General features: G+C 32.5%; 9 protein-coding genes. All 9 read right to left on the bottom strand.

The window, feature by feature from the left end; all coding sequences use genetic code 11:
- The 9 genes from FHR24_RS06450 to FHR24_RS06410 all read right to left on the bottom strand — a co-directional run bounded on the left by FHR24_RS06450 (nucleotide 1) and on the right by FHR24_RS06410 (nucleotide 16,220).
- Complete coding sequence (locus FHR24_RS06450) at nucleotides 1–1,899, bottom strand: right-handed parallel beta-helix repeat-containing protein (RefSeq protein WP_243846505.1); 1,899 nt, start codon at nucleotides 1,897–1,899, stop codon at nucleotides 1–3.
- A gap of 24 nt (nucleotides 1,900–1,923) precedes the next feature.
- Nucleotides 1,924–2,814 (bottom strand): sialate O-acetylesterase, encoded by an 891-nt coding sequence (locus FHR24_RS06445; RefSeq protein WP_167185584.1) that lies wholly within the window; start codon nucleotides 2,812–2,814, stop codon nucleotides 1,924–1,926.
- A 151-nt stretch (nucleotides 2,815–2,965) separates the two neighbouring features.
- Nucleotides 2,966–5,233 carry an alpha-amylase family protein gene (locus tag FHR24_RS06440; protein WP_167185581.1) on the bottom strand — a complete coding sequence of 756 codons (2,268 nt, stop codon included), beginning with the start codon at nucleotides 5,231–5,233 and terminating at the stop codon, nucleotides 2,966–2,968.
- A 153-nt stretch (nucleotides 5,234–5,386) separates the two neighbouring features.
- Nucleotides 5,387–7,213 carry an alpha-1,3-galactosidase-related protein gene (locus FHR24_RS06435; RefSeq protein ID WP_167185579.1) on the bottom strand — a complete coding sequence of 609 codons (1,827 nt, stop codon included), beginning with the start codon at nucleotides 7,211–7,213 and terminating at the stop codon, nucleotides 5,387–5,389.
- A gap of 15 nt (nucleotides 7,214–7,228) precedes the next feature.
- Nucleotides 7,229–8,422, bottom strand: a complete 1,194-nt coding sequence (locus tag FHR24_RS06430; RefSeq protein WP_167185576.1) for a hypothetical protein — start codon at nucleotides 8,420–8,422, stop codon at nucleotides 7,229–7,231.
- Nucleotides 8,423–8,561: 139 nt separating this feature from the next.
- Nucleotides 8,562–10,517 carry an FAD-dependent oxidoreductase gene (locus FHR24_RS06425; RefSeq protein ID WP_167185573.1) on the bottom strand — a complete coding sequence of 652 codons (1,956 nt, stop codon included), beginning with the start codon at nucleotides 10,515–10,517 and terminating at the stop codon, nucleotides 8,562–8,564.
- 35 nt (nucleotides 10,518–10,552) lie between these two features.
- Complete coding sequence (locus tag FHR24_RS06420; protein WP_167185570.1) at nucleotides 10,553–12,013, bottom strand: sulfatase family protein; 1,461 nt, start codon at nucleotides 12,011–12,013, stop codon at nucleotides 10,553–10,555.
- 117 nt (nucleotides 12,014–12,130) lie between these two features.
- Nucleotides 12,131–13,291 carry a T9SS type A sorting domain-containing protein gene (locus tag FHR24_RS06415; protein ID WP_167185567.1) on the bottom strand — a complete coding sequence of 387 codons (1,161 nt, stop codon included), beginning with the start codon at nucleotides 13,289–13,291 and terminating at the stop codon, nucleotides 12,131–12,133.
- A gap of 7 nt (nucleotides 13,292–13,298) precedes the next feature.
- Complete coding sequence (locus FHR24_RS06410; protein ID WP_167185563.1) at nucleotides 13,299–16,220, bottom strand: PQQ-binding-like beta-propeller repeat protein; 2,922 nt, start codon at nucleotides 16,218–16,220, stop codon at nucleotides 13,299–13,301.
- Nucleotides 16,221–16,328: the final 108 nt, after the last annotated feature.

Below are 16,328 nucleotides of genomic sequence, written 5' to 3'. Positions count from 1 at the left end.
TTATTGAAACTTTAAGTTAGATACGCTATTGTCTGATTTTAAAATTTGCTTTGCAGTTCCTTTATAAGTGTTATCTACAAATTGAATGTCTTTAGATTTTTGAACTTTAAAAGCAGGATTTTTGGGATGTAATTGAGGAAAAGTTCCTGAATTGGTAATTGTATTTCCCTTAAAAACTAAATTTTCTGTTTTATCAATGTCTAAAATTAAATTATCAAACTGATTAAAAGTATTGTTTTCTATCACAATATTTTTAAAAGTTAATTCCTTAATATCTTTTTCTGCTGTTAAAACAATTACACTTTGATTAGGACCACCATACGCACAATCTTGAAATGTATTGTTTTTAATAGTAACGTTGGCACACACACTTGCCTCGTACCAATGATCTACATGTGCAGGCCCCACAATTGCAGACATTTCTGTATGGAAATAATTATTCTCTACCAACGTACTTTTTTTAGATCCTAACAACAAACCTCTTGCACGGTTTCTACTTATGGTACAATTTTTAATGACAACTTCTGGATATGCATCTAAATTTTCTAACAAATCTCCTGCTATAATTCTTTCTGGAAGTTCTTCTTCAAAAGTAGCAATGGCATACCTTCCGTTTATTTTTTTGTATGATTTTAAAGTGATTGTTTTATAAGGACTTAAAGATTCTGCTTCTCTAACCAAAGCTATTTTATCTCCTTTATATCCTAATAAAAATCCTTTTTGTTGAAAATGACCAGAACGAATTCCTATAGTATGCTTATCAATAACATCAAAAACTTCTTTATAAGCTCCATGAATATTAGCAGCATCGTCTAACTGATTGTTAAATGTACTATTGGTTATTTGAATTTTTCCTCTACACCCTACAAAGTGTGTAGCATCTGCCGTAGAAGACACCATTCTTCCTTTAGAAGGAACAACATTAAAATTGTCTAAAATTAAATCGGCACTGTTTTCTGCAATAACCCCCATACCTCCTGCATGATTGATATTTACATTGTTTCCGTTAAACCCAAACGTTTCTGTAATATGAAATCCTGGAGAGGTTCTATTTACAGTTTTGTCTCCTTTACTTACTAAAATCAAGCCTACTTTAGGTAGTTTTTTAGTATGGTTAAACACTCTAACCACACCCGGTTTCACTTCTTTTACATATCCTTTAAATTCTTTTCCAACATAACTATGAATTGGATCTTGTTTGTCTGTTTTATAAGGATATTTTACCTCCTTTAAATTTTGTTGCACTTGTACTTTTTTAACAACACTAAACCAATTAGAATAATTCTCGGTGGCATAAGCAACGGCTTTTGTTTTTGGATCAAATAAAATAGACTGTCCCATATTATGACTGTAATATTCTTTTAAAAATGTTAATTGACCATTTCTAATTTCATAGGGATACTCTTTAGAATATTGCAAATCATACGTGTTATTTTTCTGATCGTTTGCCACAACCACACCTTCACTATGGAAAGACATTCCCCAATCTATTGAAAGGTTTTTAACACTCACATTTTTACTCTGATGTATAATAAAAGGAATCATAACTCCATGAAATACAAAAGTAGAACCTTGTCCATCAATAGTAATGTTTTCCAGTCCCACAATAGGAAAAGGAGTCACGGTTAATTGATCATCATGATTGGAAATATTACGATACATTTCATAAGCCTTATTGGGATAAAAATGATAAGTTCCTTTTTCAAATTTTATTTCAGAAATAGGAGTTTCTTTAGCTTTTAAAATTCTATTCATTACCGCATAAGATGCATCAGCAGCAATACGGTTATCAAACTTTACGACTTCTCCTTTTTGTTCCTTTTTTTCTTGGTGTTGATTACATCCTACAAATGCAACGGCTAACAACAGCATCCAAATTTGTTTCTTAAATCCCTTCATCTCCTTATTTTATATAATTCTTTATTATTTTATAAATTCTATCAATCTTTTTCCAAAATCAGTACCTAAACGTTTCTGCCCCTCTGTATTGTAATGTATGTTATCTGAATGTTTTGGATAATCTAACCAAGATGGATTTGTAGAGGTTTTTATAAGAGCTACATTTGTATCTTTATTCGCAACGGTTTCCATAGCTTTTCGGACTATTGTTGGACCTTGTTTGTACTTTCTTGGTAACACATTTATTTGACCTATTACAAAAGGAAAATCTAATTTTCCTAATTCTGCTCGGTAAGCAGCAATTAGGTTTTCTAAATTTTGTTGGTAGTTATTTGCTTTTAGTTGGGAGTTCGTATCAGCCTCTCCTTGCATCCAAGCCAAACCTATAATTTGATAACTTTTTCCGTCCTGTTTTAAACGATTCAAATTACTTTCAATATTTTTTAAATGAGCTTTATATAGTTGCAGGGCTTTTCTTTCTGCTCCAATTTCTGATACATTTGCTTTTTCTTGAGTCCAATTAGCACTCCAAGCTCCGTGTAAAGAAGTACCCCCTACTGCTTTTTTGATCAATAAAAATTGTTGATTTGGGTAAGCTTCTGCCATGGTTAATCCAACAAAAATCTCTGGACCAAAATGATGTTGAAAATTATACTTTCCTCTACGATCATTTTGCGTATAATAAGACAATGGTTTGGGTTCAATTTTAGAATTATCTGAGGTACTTAAATAAACCCTATGGGCTATTTTCTGAATTCTTTGTTTTACAGAATCCTCTAACAAATCATAATCTCCATGTCCTTGTATGTTAGACTGTCCTGCTAATAGAATTACTTTAACAGTGTTTTTTTGAGCATATCCAAACAAGATAAACAACAATAAAAAGAATCCTATAAATTTAGTTTTAGTCTGCATTTTCCTTTTTTTGATAGAGTGTGAAATACGCTTAATTTCATCAAATATCTGTCTGCTAAAATTTAAAAAAAGTTGCTTAGCGTATATTTACACACAAAAAGCCTCTGTTCACACAGAGGCTTTTAATTAATTATAGTACACTTATATCTTTTTACTCTATTTCTACAAAATAAACTTCATAAGGTTTTAGTACTGGTGTGGTACTTACCTCTATTCCTTTGATGATATCTTTACACTTGATCTGTTTTTTTCCTTTTACGGAAACGTTCAAAGTTGCTTCAGACTTACCAACATTTACAACACTTAACACGTGATTTCCTTTTTTGTTTTTTACTACTCTCCACACACAACCTTTAGTACCAAAACTATTTGTTTCTTCTACAACTACTTCTGGCAATAAATTTTTATGCTCTAAAAACTCCATTGCTTTATGTTCTATTTCTTTGGTAGAATTTAAAACAACTAATTTTCCTTTAGTGGCTTTTAATTGGGTTTGAATAGGTTGACCATATTCGTTTTTTTGCAAACTAATTTTATCAACAAAAACAGTTCCTCCGTTATTTAGATAAGTTTGTAATGCCTTTACCTCATCTTCTTTTACAAACTCTGTTTTAGAGACTAAAATAGCATCCCAAGAATTGTTGTCTTTTTTCTTGATAATATCTTTAGTTGCAAAACCTATAGAAACTCCGTTAAAATGCAATCCTTCGTACAATTCAAACACATCATCCATGTGCTTGTTTTTGTTAATTGCAGATGTTTTAGAATAAAAAACTCTTAACGATTTTCTTTGTCTTTGCATAGCCATAATTTCTTCTGAATTTGCATTCAAATCAATCATTGTCATAGACACCTCATTGGTTACTCTTGGTTGCTGATTGTTAGATCCTGCATATCCTTTGTCGTTTTGAGCTTTTCTAGAAATAGCACCATCTGCCTCTCTTGGCCAATACCAAATTTGACTTGCTGTCATTCCATAAATATGTGCCAACCAAAAGGTAGCTCTTGCATATGCTGGATCTTGGTATAAATCTCTAGATTTTACTGTAGACAAATAGTGTAATTCTGTATTATAATTCACCTTGTTTGGACTTACAGATTTCATAAAATCAAATCCCATACACAACTCTCTCCAATCAAAAGCATAATGATCTTCCCATTCCTCTTTCTTACCCCACATATGGTTGTTAATGGCTCCAGAATCATTTCCAATAATACCACTCATATCTGTTAAAGCCTCTAAATCAATTCCGTGAACTCTTTTGTTGTCTGTCCACAAATTGGGCATAATTTTTAAATGTACTTTGGCTTCTTTATCATGTTTCTGAATTTCTTCTTTTAAAAACTGATACCATGCTGTAACTCTATACATATTAAAGAAAGACCAATCGTACCACATTGGAGTACCTCTTAAACTGGTGTCTATAGGTAACTCAATAGTAACGGCATCAAAATTCTTAAAATTGGTTCCCCATAAAGTATTTAATGCTTTTATATTTGTATGTTTTTGCTCTAACCAAACTTTAAATTTATCAATGGTAAACTGAGAAACTCCTCCTGATGCCCAAGCAACTTTTTTTCCTGTTTTTTGCGTAAAAAAGTGAGGCTCGTTACACAACATATATCCTAATTCTGAAAACTTTTTTCCTGCCATATGCGGTACAACAGCTCCTAATAATTTTGTTTGAATTTCTCTAGCCCCAGGATTATCAATATCATAAGCCGTATAGGTATCTTCTCTCATTTTAAAGTTATCTCCATACTTGGCAGGTGCCCATTTAGGAATCGATTTATGGTTTAAAAAAATAAAACCTAAAGAACCGTCTGGTTTGTTTTCCAATTCTTTCATTTTAGAGGGATGTATAGTTCCGTCTTCTTTAGCAACATAAGAAGGTGTAATAAAAAAACCATCCTGATTTCCATAGTATTCATTCAGTTCTGAAACGTTGGGTTTCCAAGTGTAATCTGTTAAAAACACGGGCTTATTTTTATAAGTTAACTGATCTCCATCTACAGAAACTTTTTTCCAATCTACATTAGGGCTTGTTTGTCTTTCAATTTTCCCTTTAGTAACCAACGTAATTTCTTCTATAGCTTTGTCTAGCATTTTGTTCACGTCTTTACGTTCAAAATCTGCTAATTCTTTGGCCATTTTTACAGCATTATCTTTATACTTTCTAACCAACTTAAAAGCCTTTGTATTGGCTTCTATATTTTTCTCGTCCCAGTTGGCATATTTTAAAAATACTTCTGCAGTTCGTACTGATGTTTTTTCTTTTAAAACATCAATATCTTTTTTCTCTGCTTTTTTTATTAACTTTTCTAAATCCTTAATTTTTTCCTTTGCTTGCTTTTCTAAAGTCTGCGCTTGAAACTGAAAGCTCAACAACAAAAGACATCCTAAAAATATTTTTTTCATTTTTTAATTCTTTATATTAATCGACTACAAATTTATGAGCTCCTTTAAGTTATAAAAAACACACTTGTTAGTTATAAACAGTTGGGCACCTTATATAAACTAAGAAGCACAATCTGAATAGATTGTGCTTCTTTTGTAAACGTTAATATCCTCTTATTTTTTGTACTTAAAACCTTTGTTGCGTTTTACTTTTAAGGTTTTGGCAGATGTTTTATCTACTTTAAAGTAATTGGTTACATTTCCTTCGTACCTGTTCTTAGTAATTTCTACATTGTTACAGTTTATCAACTCAAATAACGGAGCATTTGGAAATTGAGGTTTTTCTGTAGTTGTTTGTTTGATGGTGTTTCCTTTTACAATCAATCCATCTAGCCTGTCTGCCCAGATAATTCTATTATCAAAAGTTTCAATGGTATTGTTTTCAAACACAATGTTTCTATCATACAAAGCAGATTGATTGAATGTTTTTCCTAATCTAGGAGAAACCTTTAATACTGCGTGTTCTGAGGCTCCACCATAAGCTACATGCTTAAAACGATTGTTACGAATTACCACATCTTCTACACTTCCAGATTCATACCAAAAATAGCTTTCTCCTCTTAACATAATAGACGACATCATAGAGGATAAATCATTGTCTTCTATAATTATTTTTAAAGGTGTTTTAATGATGATATTTCTTGCTCTATGATCTCTAATCGTACAACCTCTCATGGTAAACACAGGGTTCCACGTTTTATTTTCTAAAATATCTCCCGTTTTTAAGTCTGATGGTACTTCTTTTGAAAAAGTAATATCAGAATAATACTCATTTACATATTTCACATTAGACACCACAGCAACTTCTCCTCTATCTGGGTTTGGAGTTTTTATAAACCAAACCTCATCTCCTTTACCTGCAAATTCAAAACCTGTTTGTTCAAAATGTTTTAACAACACTCTTACCGTATTTTTATTGATGATTTTATTTACCTCTACATACGTTCCATGTACATTGGTTCCGTCATCTAACATTCCTTCAAAACGACAATTTTCTATCAATACACCTCCTTTACAATTGGCAAAATGAGTTGCATCTGCAATGGTAGAAATAGCTCTATCTGATCCTTCTTTGATGTAAATTCCAGAATTCAAGATTTGAATACCATCAGTTCTCTCAAACAAAAATCCCATTCCTAATGCGTGGTGAATAGTTACATTGTCAAAAACAGCATTGCTAGAGTTTTTGGTTTGGAATGCAGGTGCATATCTGTTTTCTTCATGTGGTCCTTTAGAATGGATAACCACTCCAACTTCTGGATATTTTCTAATATGCTCATCGTAAATACGTAAAATCCCGTTGGGTCTTTTTTCTACCTTACTAGGACGTAAACTAAAATCTAAAGCTCCGTAAGCTACTTGTTTTGTGTCTTTATCAAACGTTAATGTACTTCCTAAAGATGCAAAATGAAAATTATCTATGTTAGGGAAATAAATTCTTCCTCTTTGTAATTTCCAAGAATACCCTTTGGTATAAGGTTTTATTTCTATCCACTTTTCTTCTGAATTTGTAGCCGTTACATCTCCCTGAAAACTAAAAGGCACATCCCAATCTATCGTAATATTTTTAACAGATATATGGTTACAATTTAAAAACTGAAACGGTGCTGTGTGTCCATGAAAAATAAACTCCGATCCGTTTCCTTCTATTTCTACAGAATTTAAATCTTGAAATAAGAAAATTATTTTCTTTAACCCATTTCCGTGATTGGTAACAAAAGAGAATTGCTCTTTGGCATAATCAGGCAAAAACTGATAAGTTCCTTTTTCAAACACCAACTTTATATCTTTGTCTTTAGTGTTCTCTATGGCATTTCTAACAAGAGTAGTCACATCACCATTTGTTGGTTTTATGTTGATGATTTCTTTTGCATTTACACGTGTTGATAAGACAATTAACAAGCATAAAAACACTTTTAATATTTTATTTTCTGACTTCATTATTTCTTTATTTTATTATAATCTGTTTTCGTATTTTTTTTGAAAACCTGAAACTTTTTTTTGTTGATTTTCCGATAACTCTAAATGATTATTACCTATAAACCAGTAGGCTCTTCGGGCAATTAGAAAATTAGAATTGTTTAACAATTTTATCAGTTCTGTTTTTAAGACTGTAGACTTATAGCTGTTAAGTTGAAGGATGGTTAAAAACATTTCTACTTCTTGATAAGAGAATGTATTTATTTGAGTACTTAATTCATCAAAAAAACTTGCGTTTTGTTGTTTTTGTAAAAAGGACACTGAGTTTAAACAAGCAACTCTTTTTTTATAATTTCCTTTTTCAAAAAGATCTTTTATTACTTTGTAATAAGTGGTATCTGGACTTTGTTCTACATAAGAAAGCACTTCTTTAAATAAAGGATAATCCCCTTGTATTCCTTCTTGTTTTACCGCGGAAACAGTTACAGAATCGTACACTTTTCTTTCTGTTAAATAATCTATGGCAAATTGTTGATATCCAAAATCTGTTCTTTGTAAAAAATCAGTAACCAAATCTGTGTTTTTTAGCTGGTGTGCTCTAATTTTTCGGATATTTTTTACCACATCTCCATTTGCCCAATGCCACAGAGTGTAACAAGTCCATACGGCACCTTCTACTGTTTCTGATGGACTGATAGAGGAGGTTGCTCCTGAAATTCCATCAATATCAGAATTCCCTCTTTCTACAACATCACTAGTTACTAGGTCTTCTTTAAAAACTACTTTTAATTCTGAGTTTTTATTGTTTAAAATTTCTTCTAGTTTGCTATAATCTTCTTTAGTAAATGGTTTTCCTTTGGCTTTTTCCAACTCATCTCCTGGCTCTAAATCTATTCTTTGATACCTTCCTAATTCATCAAAAAAAACTCGAACTACAATAACTTCACAAATATTTTCTCCGCAGTTTACCGAATTTACATCTACATAAAAACGTTGTGTCCCGTCTAGTAAAGTTTCTTCAACTAACTTACAGTTTATGGGCTTTACTTTGTCTACAGCAGGCTGAAACACTTCTATATTGTGTACTTTTTGTTGTGGGTTAGGAGTTGTACTTGATTGCAAACCAAAAACAGTAACCAAAAACAAAAGCCCCATTACAAACTTTACAACCCAAAAACTTGTTGTTTTTGGTTGTTTATTTTTAAAAAAAGAGAATTGCTTCTGATTCATTTTTGTGTTTTTAGATTTACTCAAGTCAACTACCAAAATTGATGAAATATTTTTAGATACAAACAAGTTTGCTGTTGGTAATTATCAAATAGAATATACCAACAACAACACTTATTGTACTTTTTTAAACCAATTGTTCTTAAGATTCGTACGCACGTACTTCAAACAATTTAGCAGTAGGATGTCCGTAAGTTTCTTTTAAACGAATTCTAATAGCTGATGTTTTAACTTCATCAAAATTAAATTTTATCAAACGAGCTATATTTCTATCTTTTACTCCAACTTTTACCCAAGCTCCATTTACTCTAACCTCTAAATCCAATTCTTTTAATAATTCTGGAGGAACCGTTTCTATAAACGATTTCTTTTGCCAATCTGACAAAGGTTGCTTACGCATGGTGATGTTTTTGTGTAAATTGGTGTCACACTTAATCTCAACTTTTGACAGTTGAATAGGTGTATCCCACTCCATTTGAAAAGTAGCTGGCAAACCTTCAGACTGCCAGTGATTGATTTCCCCATCAATATCACGAGAAATTCCGTTAATTACATTTTTAGCTGCTCCAGATTTGGTTGAAGAACCAAAAACAGCACTTGCTTTTTTAGCCAAATCTTTAGGGTCGTTAGCGGCAACTTTAGGAATATATACATCATCTCGCATTAACATTTCTTGCAATTGTTTGATGTATTTTTGCTTTACCTCTCTTGGTGTAATTCCTTTACTTGCACAAATAGTTGCTGCGGTACCTACAGCCTGCCCCATTAATGCACAAGTTCCCTGAATTCTTGTAGACGACAAAGCAATGTGTGTTAAACTAGCATTACGTCCGGCAAACATTAAGTTTTCTATATTTTTAGAATACAAAGAACTAAAAGGTACTTGATAAACAGTTTTAAATTTTTCATGAAAAAAACTTGGTCTTTCCTTAATATCTAGAATTCCACCTGGATTGTGTTCATCTAAAGACCAACCTCCATAACCAATAGCATCTTCATAATGTCTGTGCCCAGTTAAATCGGTTTCAGACAACATATGATCACCTATAAAACGACGAGACTCTCTACGTCCTGGCAAAGAACCTACCCAGTCTAAAGCATAATTTTCTGAATCTGGAAATTTTCCTGAATTTTTAATATAATCCCAAACTCCATGTAAATACCCCATCAAATCATGTCTATTGTCTTCTTGCACATCAATAATATCATGATCACTCCCTAACTCAACCCACCAATAACCATCTAAATAATTATTGATTTTTCTTTCGTGATTGGCATTGTCTCCATCATATTTTTTAGCAAATGCAGGTGGAGTATAAGGCATTGGTCTACCATAATCTCTACCTTGCAATAAAATTGAAGCTCCCATTTGCCATCCATCTGGTTCAGCTGGTGCATAAGATTCATTAAACTCTGCTTTTCCTTCACGACCTGTTCTGTACAATGCTCCTGCTTTAGCAGCCATCAATCCGTCACCAGAACAATCTATAAACACAGGTGCTTTAATGGTAAATTCTGTTTCTGTAGTTAATTGCCAACAACGAGCAGATACAATTTTATTTCCTTTAGTCTCTGCATCTATAGCCTGTGTATTTAACATGATGGTTAAATTAGGTTCTCTAGATACATAATCGTACACAATATGATCCCATACAGGATAAGATTGTTGCGGGTTGTACAAACGGTTTTCTAACATCATTTCTTCAACAATACCTGTTTCACGTTCTGCCAACCCTGTAGACAAACGGTTTACTCCATTTAGTGTTACACGAATTTCGCTAGAAGCATTTCCTCCCAACACAGGTCTATCATTAATCAATACCGTTTTGGCTCCATTTCTTGCAGAAGCTACTGCTGCAGAAATACCGGCAATACCAGCTCCAACTACTACCACATCATACTCCTCTGTCTTTTTACGTGTTGGGTTTGCAACTTTTTTTCCTGTTCCTAATTGATACCACTGTTCATCTCCTCCATTTCCACTTGCTCCTAAGCTTGTTGCAGAACCTTCTAAAGATTTGCACGAAGTTGTTAAAGGTAACACACTAGATGCTACGGCTACCCCTGCTACATTTCTTAAAAATTTTCTTCTTTCCATGATATATATCTTTCTAAAATATGTTTGTTTTATTTTTATAAATCTACTCCTGTTCCTTGTAAAGTATTGTCATGATCCCACATAATTAACCAAGGATCTCTTGTTTCTAACTGAAACTTTTTCAGCTTTGCCTTCATGTGTTTTAATACTTCTTGATACTCTTTTTTATCGGCCAAATTGTTGGTTTCTCCTGCATCTTTTTCCAAATCAAACAATTCAAATTCGGCATGTTTTAAATACTCTTCTACTGTTTTGTTCCCATACATTTTTGAATGGTTTCTATACACACTTTGCCAAGTAGAAGATGCCCATAAATCTGAAGCAAAAGGATAATCTAACTGCCAGGCTATATTCCATATCAATTTATACTTACCCTCTATTGCTACTTTCATAGGGTAATACATGGTAATTTCATGAAACGTGTGTGATGCATAAACCTCATCCCAACCTTTTGGATTTTCTTGTTCTATAATAGCGTTGAAAGATTTTCCGTGAAATTCTTTTGTATCAAACGGAACATTAGCCATATCTAAAATAGTTGGTGTTAAGTCTACCCAAGAAATCTTAGCATTATTCACACCACCTTTATTTCCTTTTTTGGTAGGATCTTTAATAATACAAGGTAGTTGAATTCCTGGTTCATAAACCGTTGTTTTTGCACCAGGAAAAGCCATTCCGTTGTCCGAAATGTAAAAAACAATTGTATTATTCATCTTTCCTGCTTCTTTTAAATGAGTCATCAATCGACCAAAACCTTGATCTATTCTAGAAATACTTTGGTAATATTGAGCAATTTCTTCTCTACTTTCTTTAGTATCTGGTAAAAAATCGGGGACAACTACATCATTAGGATCGTATACAATTTGATTTTCTCCTGGGTAAGGTTCTGTTTTATTTCCAAACGTATTGGGCAAATTCCAAGGTTCAGAAACAAATGGATGTCCTCTATGTGGATCATCGGTACAGAAATACAAGAAAAATGGTTTTTCTGATTGGATAACATCTACACAAGCATCTGCCATTTCTAGCGTACTTCTAGGGTCAGCTTTTAAAACAGTATTAAAATGATATACTTTTTCTGGAGCTACATGGTATTTACCAATTCTAGCCGTTTCATAACCTGCTTTTTCTAACAAAACAGGTAAAGACTTTACATTATCATACGTACTAAAGTGATGGTAATCGTGAACGTGACCATAAGAACCTGTTGCATGACCAAATTTTCCTGTTAAAATTACAGATCTACTTGCTGCACAACTAGCACTAGTACAATAAGCATTGTTAAAACGGACACCTTCTGATGCCATTCTATCTAAGTTAGGAGTTTGAATTATTGGATTCCCATAACTTCCCAAAGCATCTTTACCATGATCATCGGCCACAAACAACACAATGTTTGGTTTTGTGTTTTTTACCGTTTCCTTTTTTTCTTTAGGACTACAGGCTGCTAAAAAAATAACACTTGTTAATAATACTGACTTGATTGTTTTTTTCATATTTGTATTTATACTTAAAACAAAATTAATTGTATTAATTGTTTTTTTTGTACGTGAGCGTTTACTTGAAGTCGTTCTGAGTAAACAGATTGTTATTTAATTAGAGTTTGGTAAATATTAATGAATAATTAATTGTTTAACAATCGTTTCTTTTTCTCTATAAATTTTAACATAAAACACACCACTGCTTAAATTAGAAACGTTTTCTCTATGTCCTAAATTACTTATTTTAAATGCTTTTACTTTTTTACCTAAAGAGTTATATATTTCTACCGTTGCACCTACAGCTCCACTAAAGTTAATATAATCTTTTGTTGGATTGGGAGTAAACAAAGCAATTCTATTAGGTAGTAATTCTCCTACAGATAATTCTGCTTCTTCTGCCTTTTCTATTTTTAATTCATCTACATAAAAAGTTCCTTTTCCTCCTCCAAACTCAGGTTGATTATTTACTTGAAATCTAAACGTAGAATTTGTCGCTTCTTTTGATAAAATCATTTTTTGGCTTAACTGAACCCATTCATTTTTTGCTATAGATGATATATCCCATTTTAACGTTACCCAAGGATTTAATACTTGTGTATAAAAATTAGAAATAGTTGTGTTTTCATCAACAAAAACCTGCAAGCTAATATTATAGCTCCCTTTATCCATAGTTATATTTTCACTTTCTGTAGTCTCTATTTGACTTTGAAAAGGGATTTCTAAAACTTCTTCTGAAATATCTTTTAACAATTGCAAATCATCTAAATATAAAGTTCCTATTCCTCCATAACTAGAATCCATTAAAATTCTAATATTCGTGTTTGCAAAAGCATATGTTGTTGTGAAGGATACTGAAACAGCGACCCATTTATCTTTTACTATGGACGACAAGTCTAAAACTGCATTGGTATCATTTTGACTATCTGTTCTAAAATTCACTTTTATTGCTGAAATATCTGTACCAGATTCTAACCAAATCATTGCTTTAACAGTATACGTTCCTGGATCTAAATCAATTAACATATCTGATATTGTAGTACTTCCAAATGCTTTTTTAGACCCTGTAAAACTTGTGCTGTTAGTATATTTTAAACTATTACTAGAACCTTCTGCTCCTTTATTGGTTGCTATAGAAAAATTCTCGGGTTGCTGCATCCACCAACCATCATCACCAGAAGAGACTTCAAACCCGTAATAATTTGTATCTAAAATATTTATTTTGTCTTGTGCAAAAACAGATATTGTTAACAGCAAGCTCAACAAAAAAATGTTCTGTGTTATTTTATTCTTCATGATGAAATTAATTTAAAGGTGAGCTTAATGTAATATCTAAAAACCTAAAAGATCCTTTTGGTATTTTAACCTCTACAGTCCCTGACGAATTGTAAGTAGTCCCATCTAAAATATCTTTCATTCCTACAGCAGACAAACTCTGAAAAGTTACCAAAGCTGTTCTGTCTTCAGGGTTTAAATAACCTCCATCAATAATTGTTAGTCTTAAATTGGTAGGTGATGTTTGTGCTACTACCCAAGCGACATCTCCACTTACAGTTAATGGTATTTTTTTAGCACTTTCTTTAATATCAGCCTCAACGGTTGTATAAAATTGATCCGCATTAAATGTTTGTGTTCCATCTGCCGAATAATAATATCGTCCATCTGTAAAGTATTCTTTTAAAATATCTTTGTATAACGGATGCAAATTGTCTTTTAACAAACCTCTGGGAGCCGTTACATCTGCATTAGCTCCTGTTTGTGGTGGTGTAATCAAGACCAATCCATTAGGATAATTTGGCAAGTAATTTTGTCTTCTGTCTTTTACGTTTCCTGCATAGCTAGAAAAATCCCAAGGGGTATTTTTAGCTCCCATCCAATTGGCATTTTGCCTACTAAAGACAAAAGGATTATTGTTCAAAAATTGTTCATCATAATGTGTTCCCCATTTCAAACTACTACCTTCTAACAAAAAGTCATCATCTGGTTCTAACATACTAATGTGTACCGGAGATATACTTAATAATTCATTGGCTTTAGGCACAAACAACGCTCCCTTAGCCACCAAATCCCAAACAATACTCATATAATCTGGATCTACGGCAAAGTTGTTAATATATGTTGCTCCATTTGCCATATGATAAACTAAATGACGTAAAAAATGGTTGGGTAACATTTGATGACAAAACTGTCTAGACCTATCGTAACTAGGATTGTCTGGCACTGTTCTAGTTCCCCAATCATTTACAGATCCACTAGCCCAAACACCTACTCTACTAGCAATGCTAATATCCATAGCTTTGTCAGTGGTTTCTTCCATAGAAGGTACAAATACATCTGCATACTCTCCAGACAATAAACCACTCCACATAGGTAAATAGACATTTGCTTGCCAGAAATTATGTTTGGTTCTTACAAAAATATTTGCATTTCTAGTTTTTGAATATTGTGCTAACGGATAAAATAAATCATTCATAACCCAAGTAAAATCATCTGAATGATCTTCTAATTCTGGAAAAATCATGACTGTTTTTTTTCCACTGGCATAGTCTAAAGTTTGTTTTCTTGTTTCTAGTTGAAAAAAGTAAGGATCGTTTCCGTGACCTCCCCAATAAGCAATTCCTTTATCACCTTGAGGACTTTCGTCATACCAAGCAGTAATCATATCTATAGATTGTTGCTGTGTTAAAACATAATTTTTTCTACCATCTCTTTTGTTTTTATATTTTTCATTAGGCATGGTAGATCTGTCCCAATTTTCTGTTTTGCTAAAATGACTCCCTCCCAAAAACATAGGAGTTGTGTAATTATTTCGAATGTTATTTGCCGTAGTTTTAGCCAATCCTTCACTTGTATCTTCTGTCATAAAAAACACATCTCTTGTAGCTCTTTGGGTAGATGGCTTTGAATAGGAAGCCAAGTTTGTTCTTACAGCAGCAGTATTATCAATAATATCTTTAATTTTACCTGTTGGAATTAAGGCTTCATAGGCTGTTTTCCAATCTGGATTACCGGTATCCATAATATGAATTTGACTTCCTCCACTTTGGCAACTCGCCAAAACAATTTGATTGGAATTTGGCTTTTTCCACATATCGTAATAAGAATACTTAGTTTGTAACTTTTCTTGGCTAGCAATATCAAATTCCTTATTCACCAACATCATTTGATTTCCTACTAAAAACATATATTTATCAGCAGAAACATCTGTAATTAATTCTGGTTGTACTACAGAATATCCAAAACCTAATCCTGATAATTTATATTGGTCGGTTGTGTCATCTGCTAAATTTAAGCGAGAAACATTGGCACTATTTTGATGATTAGATGCCCCCATCAATATTTCCGAAGTTCCATCGTTATTATAATCTGAAAAACGCAATTCTCCTATAGGACTTGTAGCTTCAGTTTCTACCCTTTTAATTGGAGTATCCTCTAAAACATCAAACACATAAATAGCTCCTTTGTCTTGAGACGGATTGTTACTTGCATGCATTATTAAATAATCATTAGTAGTATCTTTTTTTAACGGTCTTAAAAAATTTGCATAATGCACAAAGTCTTTAGCGGTAGTATCTCCCCATGTTTTTTCTTGAGAATAATCTGCAGATTTTAGCTCTTTTACCAAAGATCCTGTTGCCGACAAATAATAACAATTCAAATCTAAACTTCCTCCAACGACATAAGGGATTCCTTCTTTTTTAACGACCGTAACTGCATACATTGGCACTTCATTTTTTTGATACTGCCATTGCTCAATCCCCATTGCATTTAAACAAAAAATAGTACCGTCTGCATTTGCAATTAAGACTTCATCATTTCCGTCTCCTGTAATATCGGCACACCATAAGTCGTGCACCATAAAACCAGACAATGAATTTTTCCAAAGAACAACTCCATCAAAACCTACTGCCATTACAATTCCATCATAAGAACTTGCAACAATAGTAGTCGTGTTATTAAAATTAGCAGTTCTAACTTTATGAATAGTATGATTGGTTTCTATACTATAAATAGCCCCCAATTCTTTAGTAGATGAATTAGCAGGTACATTATATTTTAAGGATTCTGATCCTTCATAAGATTTACTTGTTGTAAAACTCCATTGATCTGATTGACTTGTCTGCCAATTGGCAGATTGCTCTTCAAAATTGTATGTTTTTTGAGAAAACATAAATGTATTACCTAAAAAAAGAAGTAATATTAAAAAGTAGTTTTTTAAATTCATAAAAAATGTTGTTACTAATTGTTCAGCATTTAAAAATACATAGCAAATAACAATAGGATGATTTTGTACGTATATTAAATGTGCTTTTTGGTACAAAAAATAGTGTTT

This window comes from Wenyingzhuangia heitensis (assembly GCF_011762155.1).
GTDB lineage: Bacteria > Bacteroidota > Bacteroidia > Flavobacteriales > Flavobacteriaceae > Wenyingzhuangia > Wenyingzhuangia heitensis.
Note: the sequence above shows the minus strand (reverse complement) of the source record. Positions and strands in the feature narration are given on the sequence as shown.

What these genes read in the sequence shown, in the direction of transcription:
- FHR24_RS06435 (WP_167185579.1), bottom strand. Translation starts at nt 7,213, where the DNA reads ATGAAGTCAGAAAATAAAATATTAAAAGTGTTTTTATGCTTGTTAATT.
- FHR24_RS06420 (WP_167185570.1), bottom strand. Translation starts at nt 12,013, where the DNA reads ATGAAAAAAACAATCAAGTCAGTATTATTAACAAGTGTTATTTTTTTA.
- FHR24_RS06415 (WP_167185567.1), bottom strand. Translation starts at nt 13,291, where the DNA reads ATGAAGAATAAAATAACACAGAACATTTTTTTGTTGAGCTTGCTGTTA.
- FHR24_RS06440 (WP_167185581.1), bottom strand. Translation starts at nt 5,233, where the DNA reads ATGAAAAAAATATTTTTAGGATGTCTTTTGTTGTTGAGCTTTCAGTTT.
- FHR24_RS06430 (WP_167185576.1), bottom strand. Translation starts at nt 8,422, where the DNA reads ATGAATCAGAAGCAATTCTCTTTTTTTAAAAATAAACAACCAAAAACA.
- FHR24_RS06445 (WP_167185584.1), bottom strand. Translation starts at nt 2,814, where the DNA reads ATGCAGACTAAAACTAAATTTATAGGATTCTTTTTATTGTTGTTTATC.
- FHR24_RS06450 (WP_243846505.1), bottom strand. Translation starts at nt 1,899, where the DNA reads ATGAAGGGATTTAAGAAACAAATTTGGATGCTGTTGTTAGCCGTTGCA.
- FHR24_RS06425 (WP_167185573.1), bottom strand. Translation starts at nt 10,517, where the DNA reads ATGGAAAGAAGAAAATTTTTAAGAAATGTAGCAGGGGTAGCCGTAGCA.
- FHR24_RS06410 (WP_167185563.1), bottom strand. Translation starts at nt 16,220, where the DNA reads ATGAATTTAAAAAACTACTTTTTAATATTACTTCTTTTTTTAGGTAAT.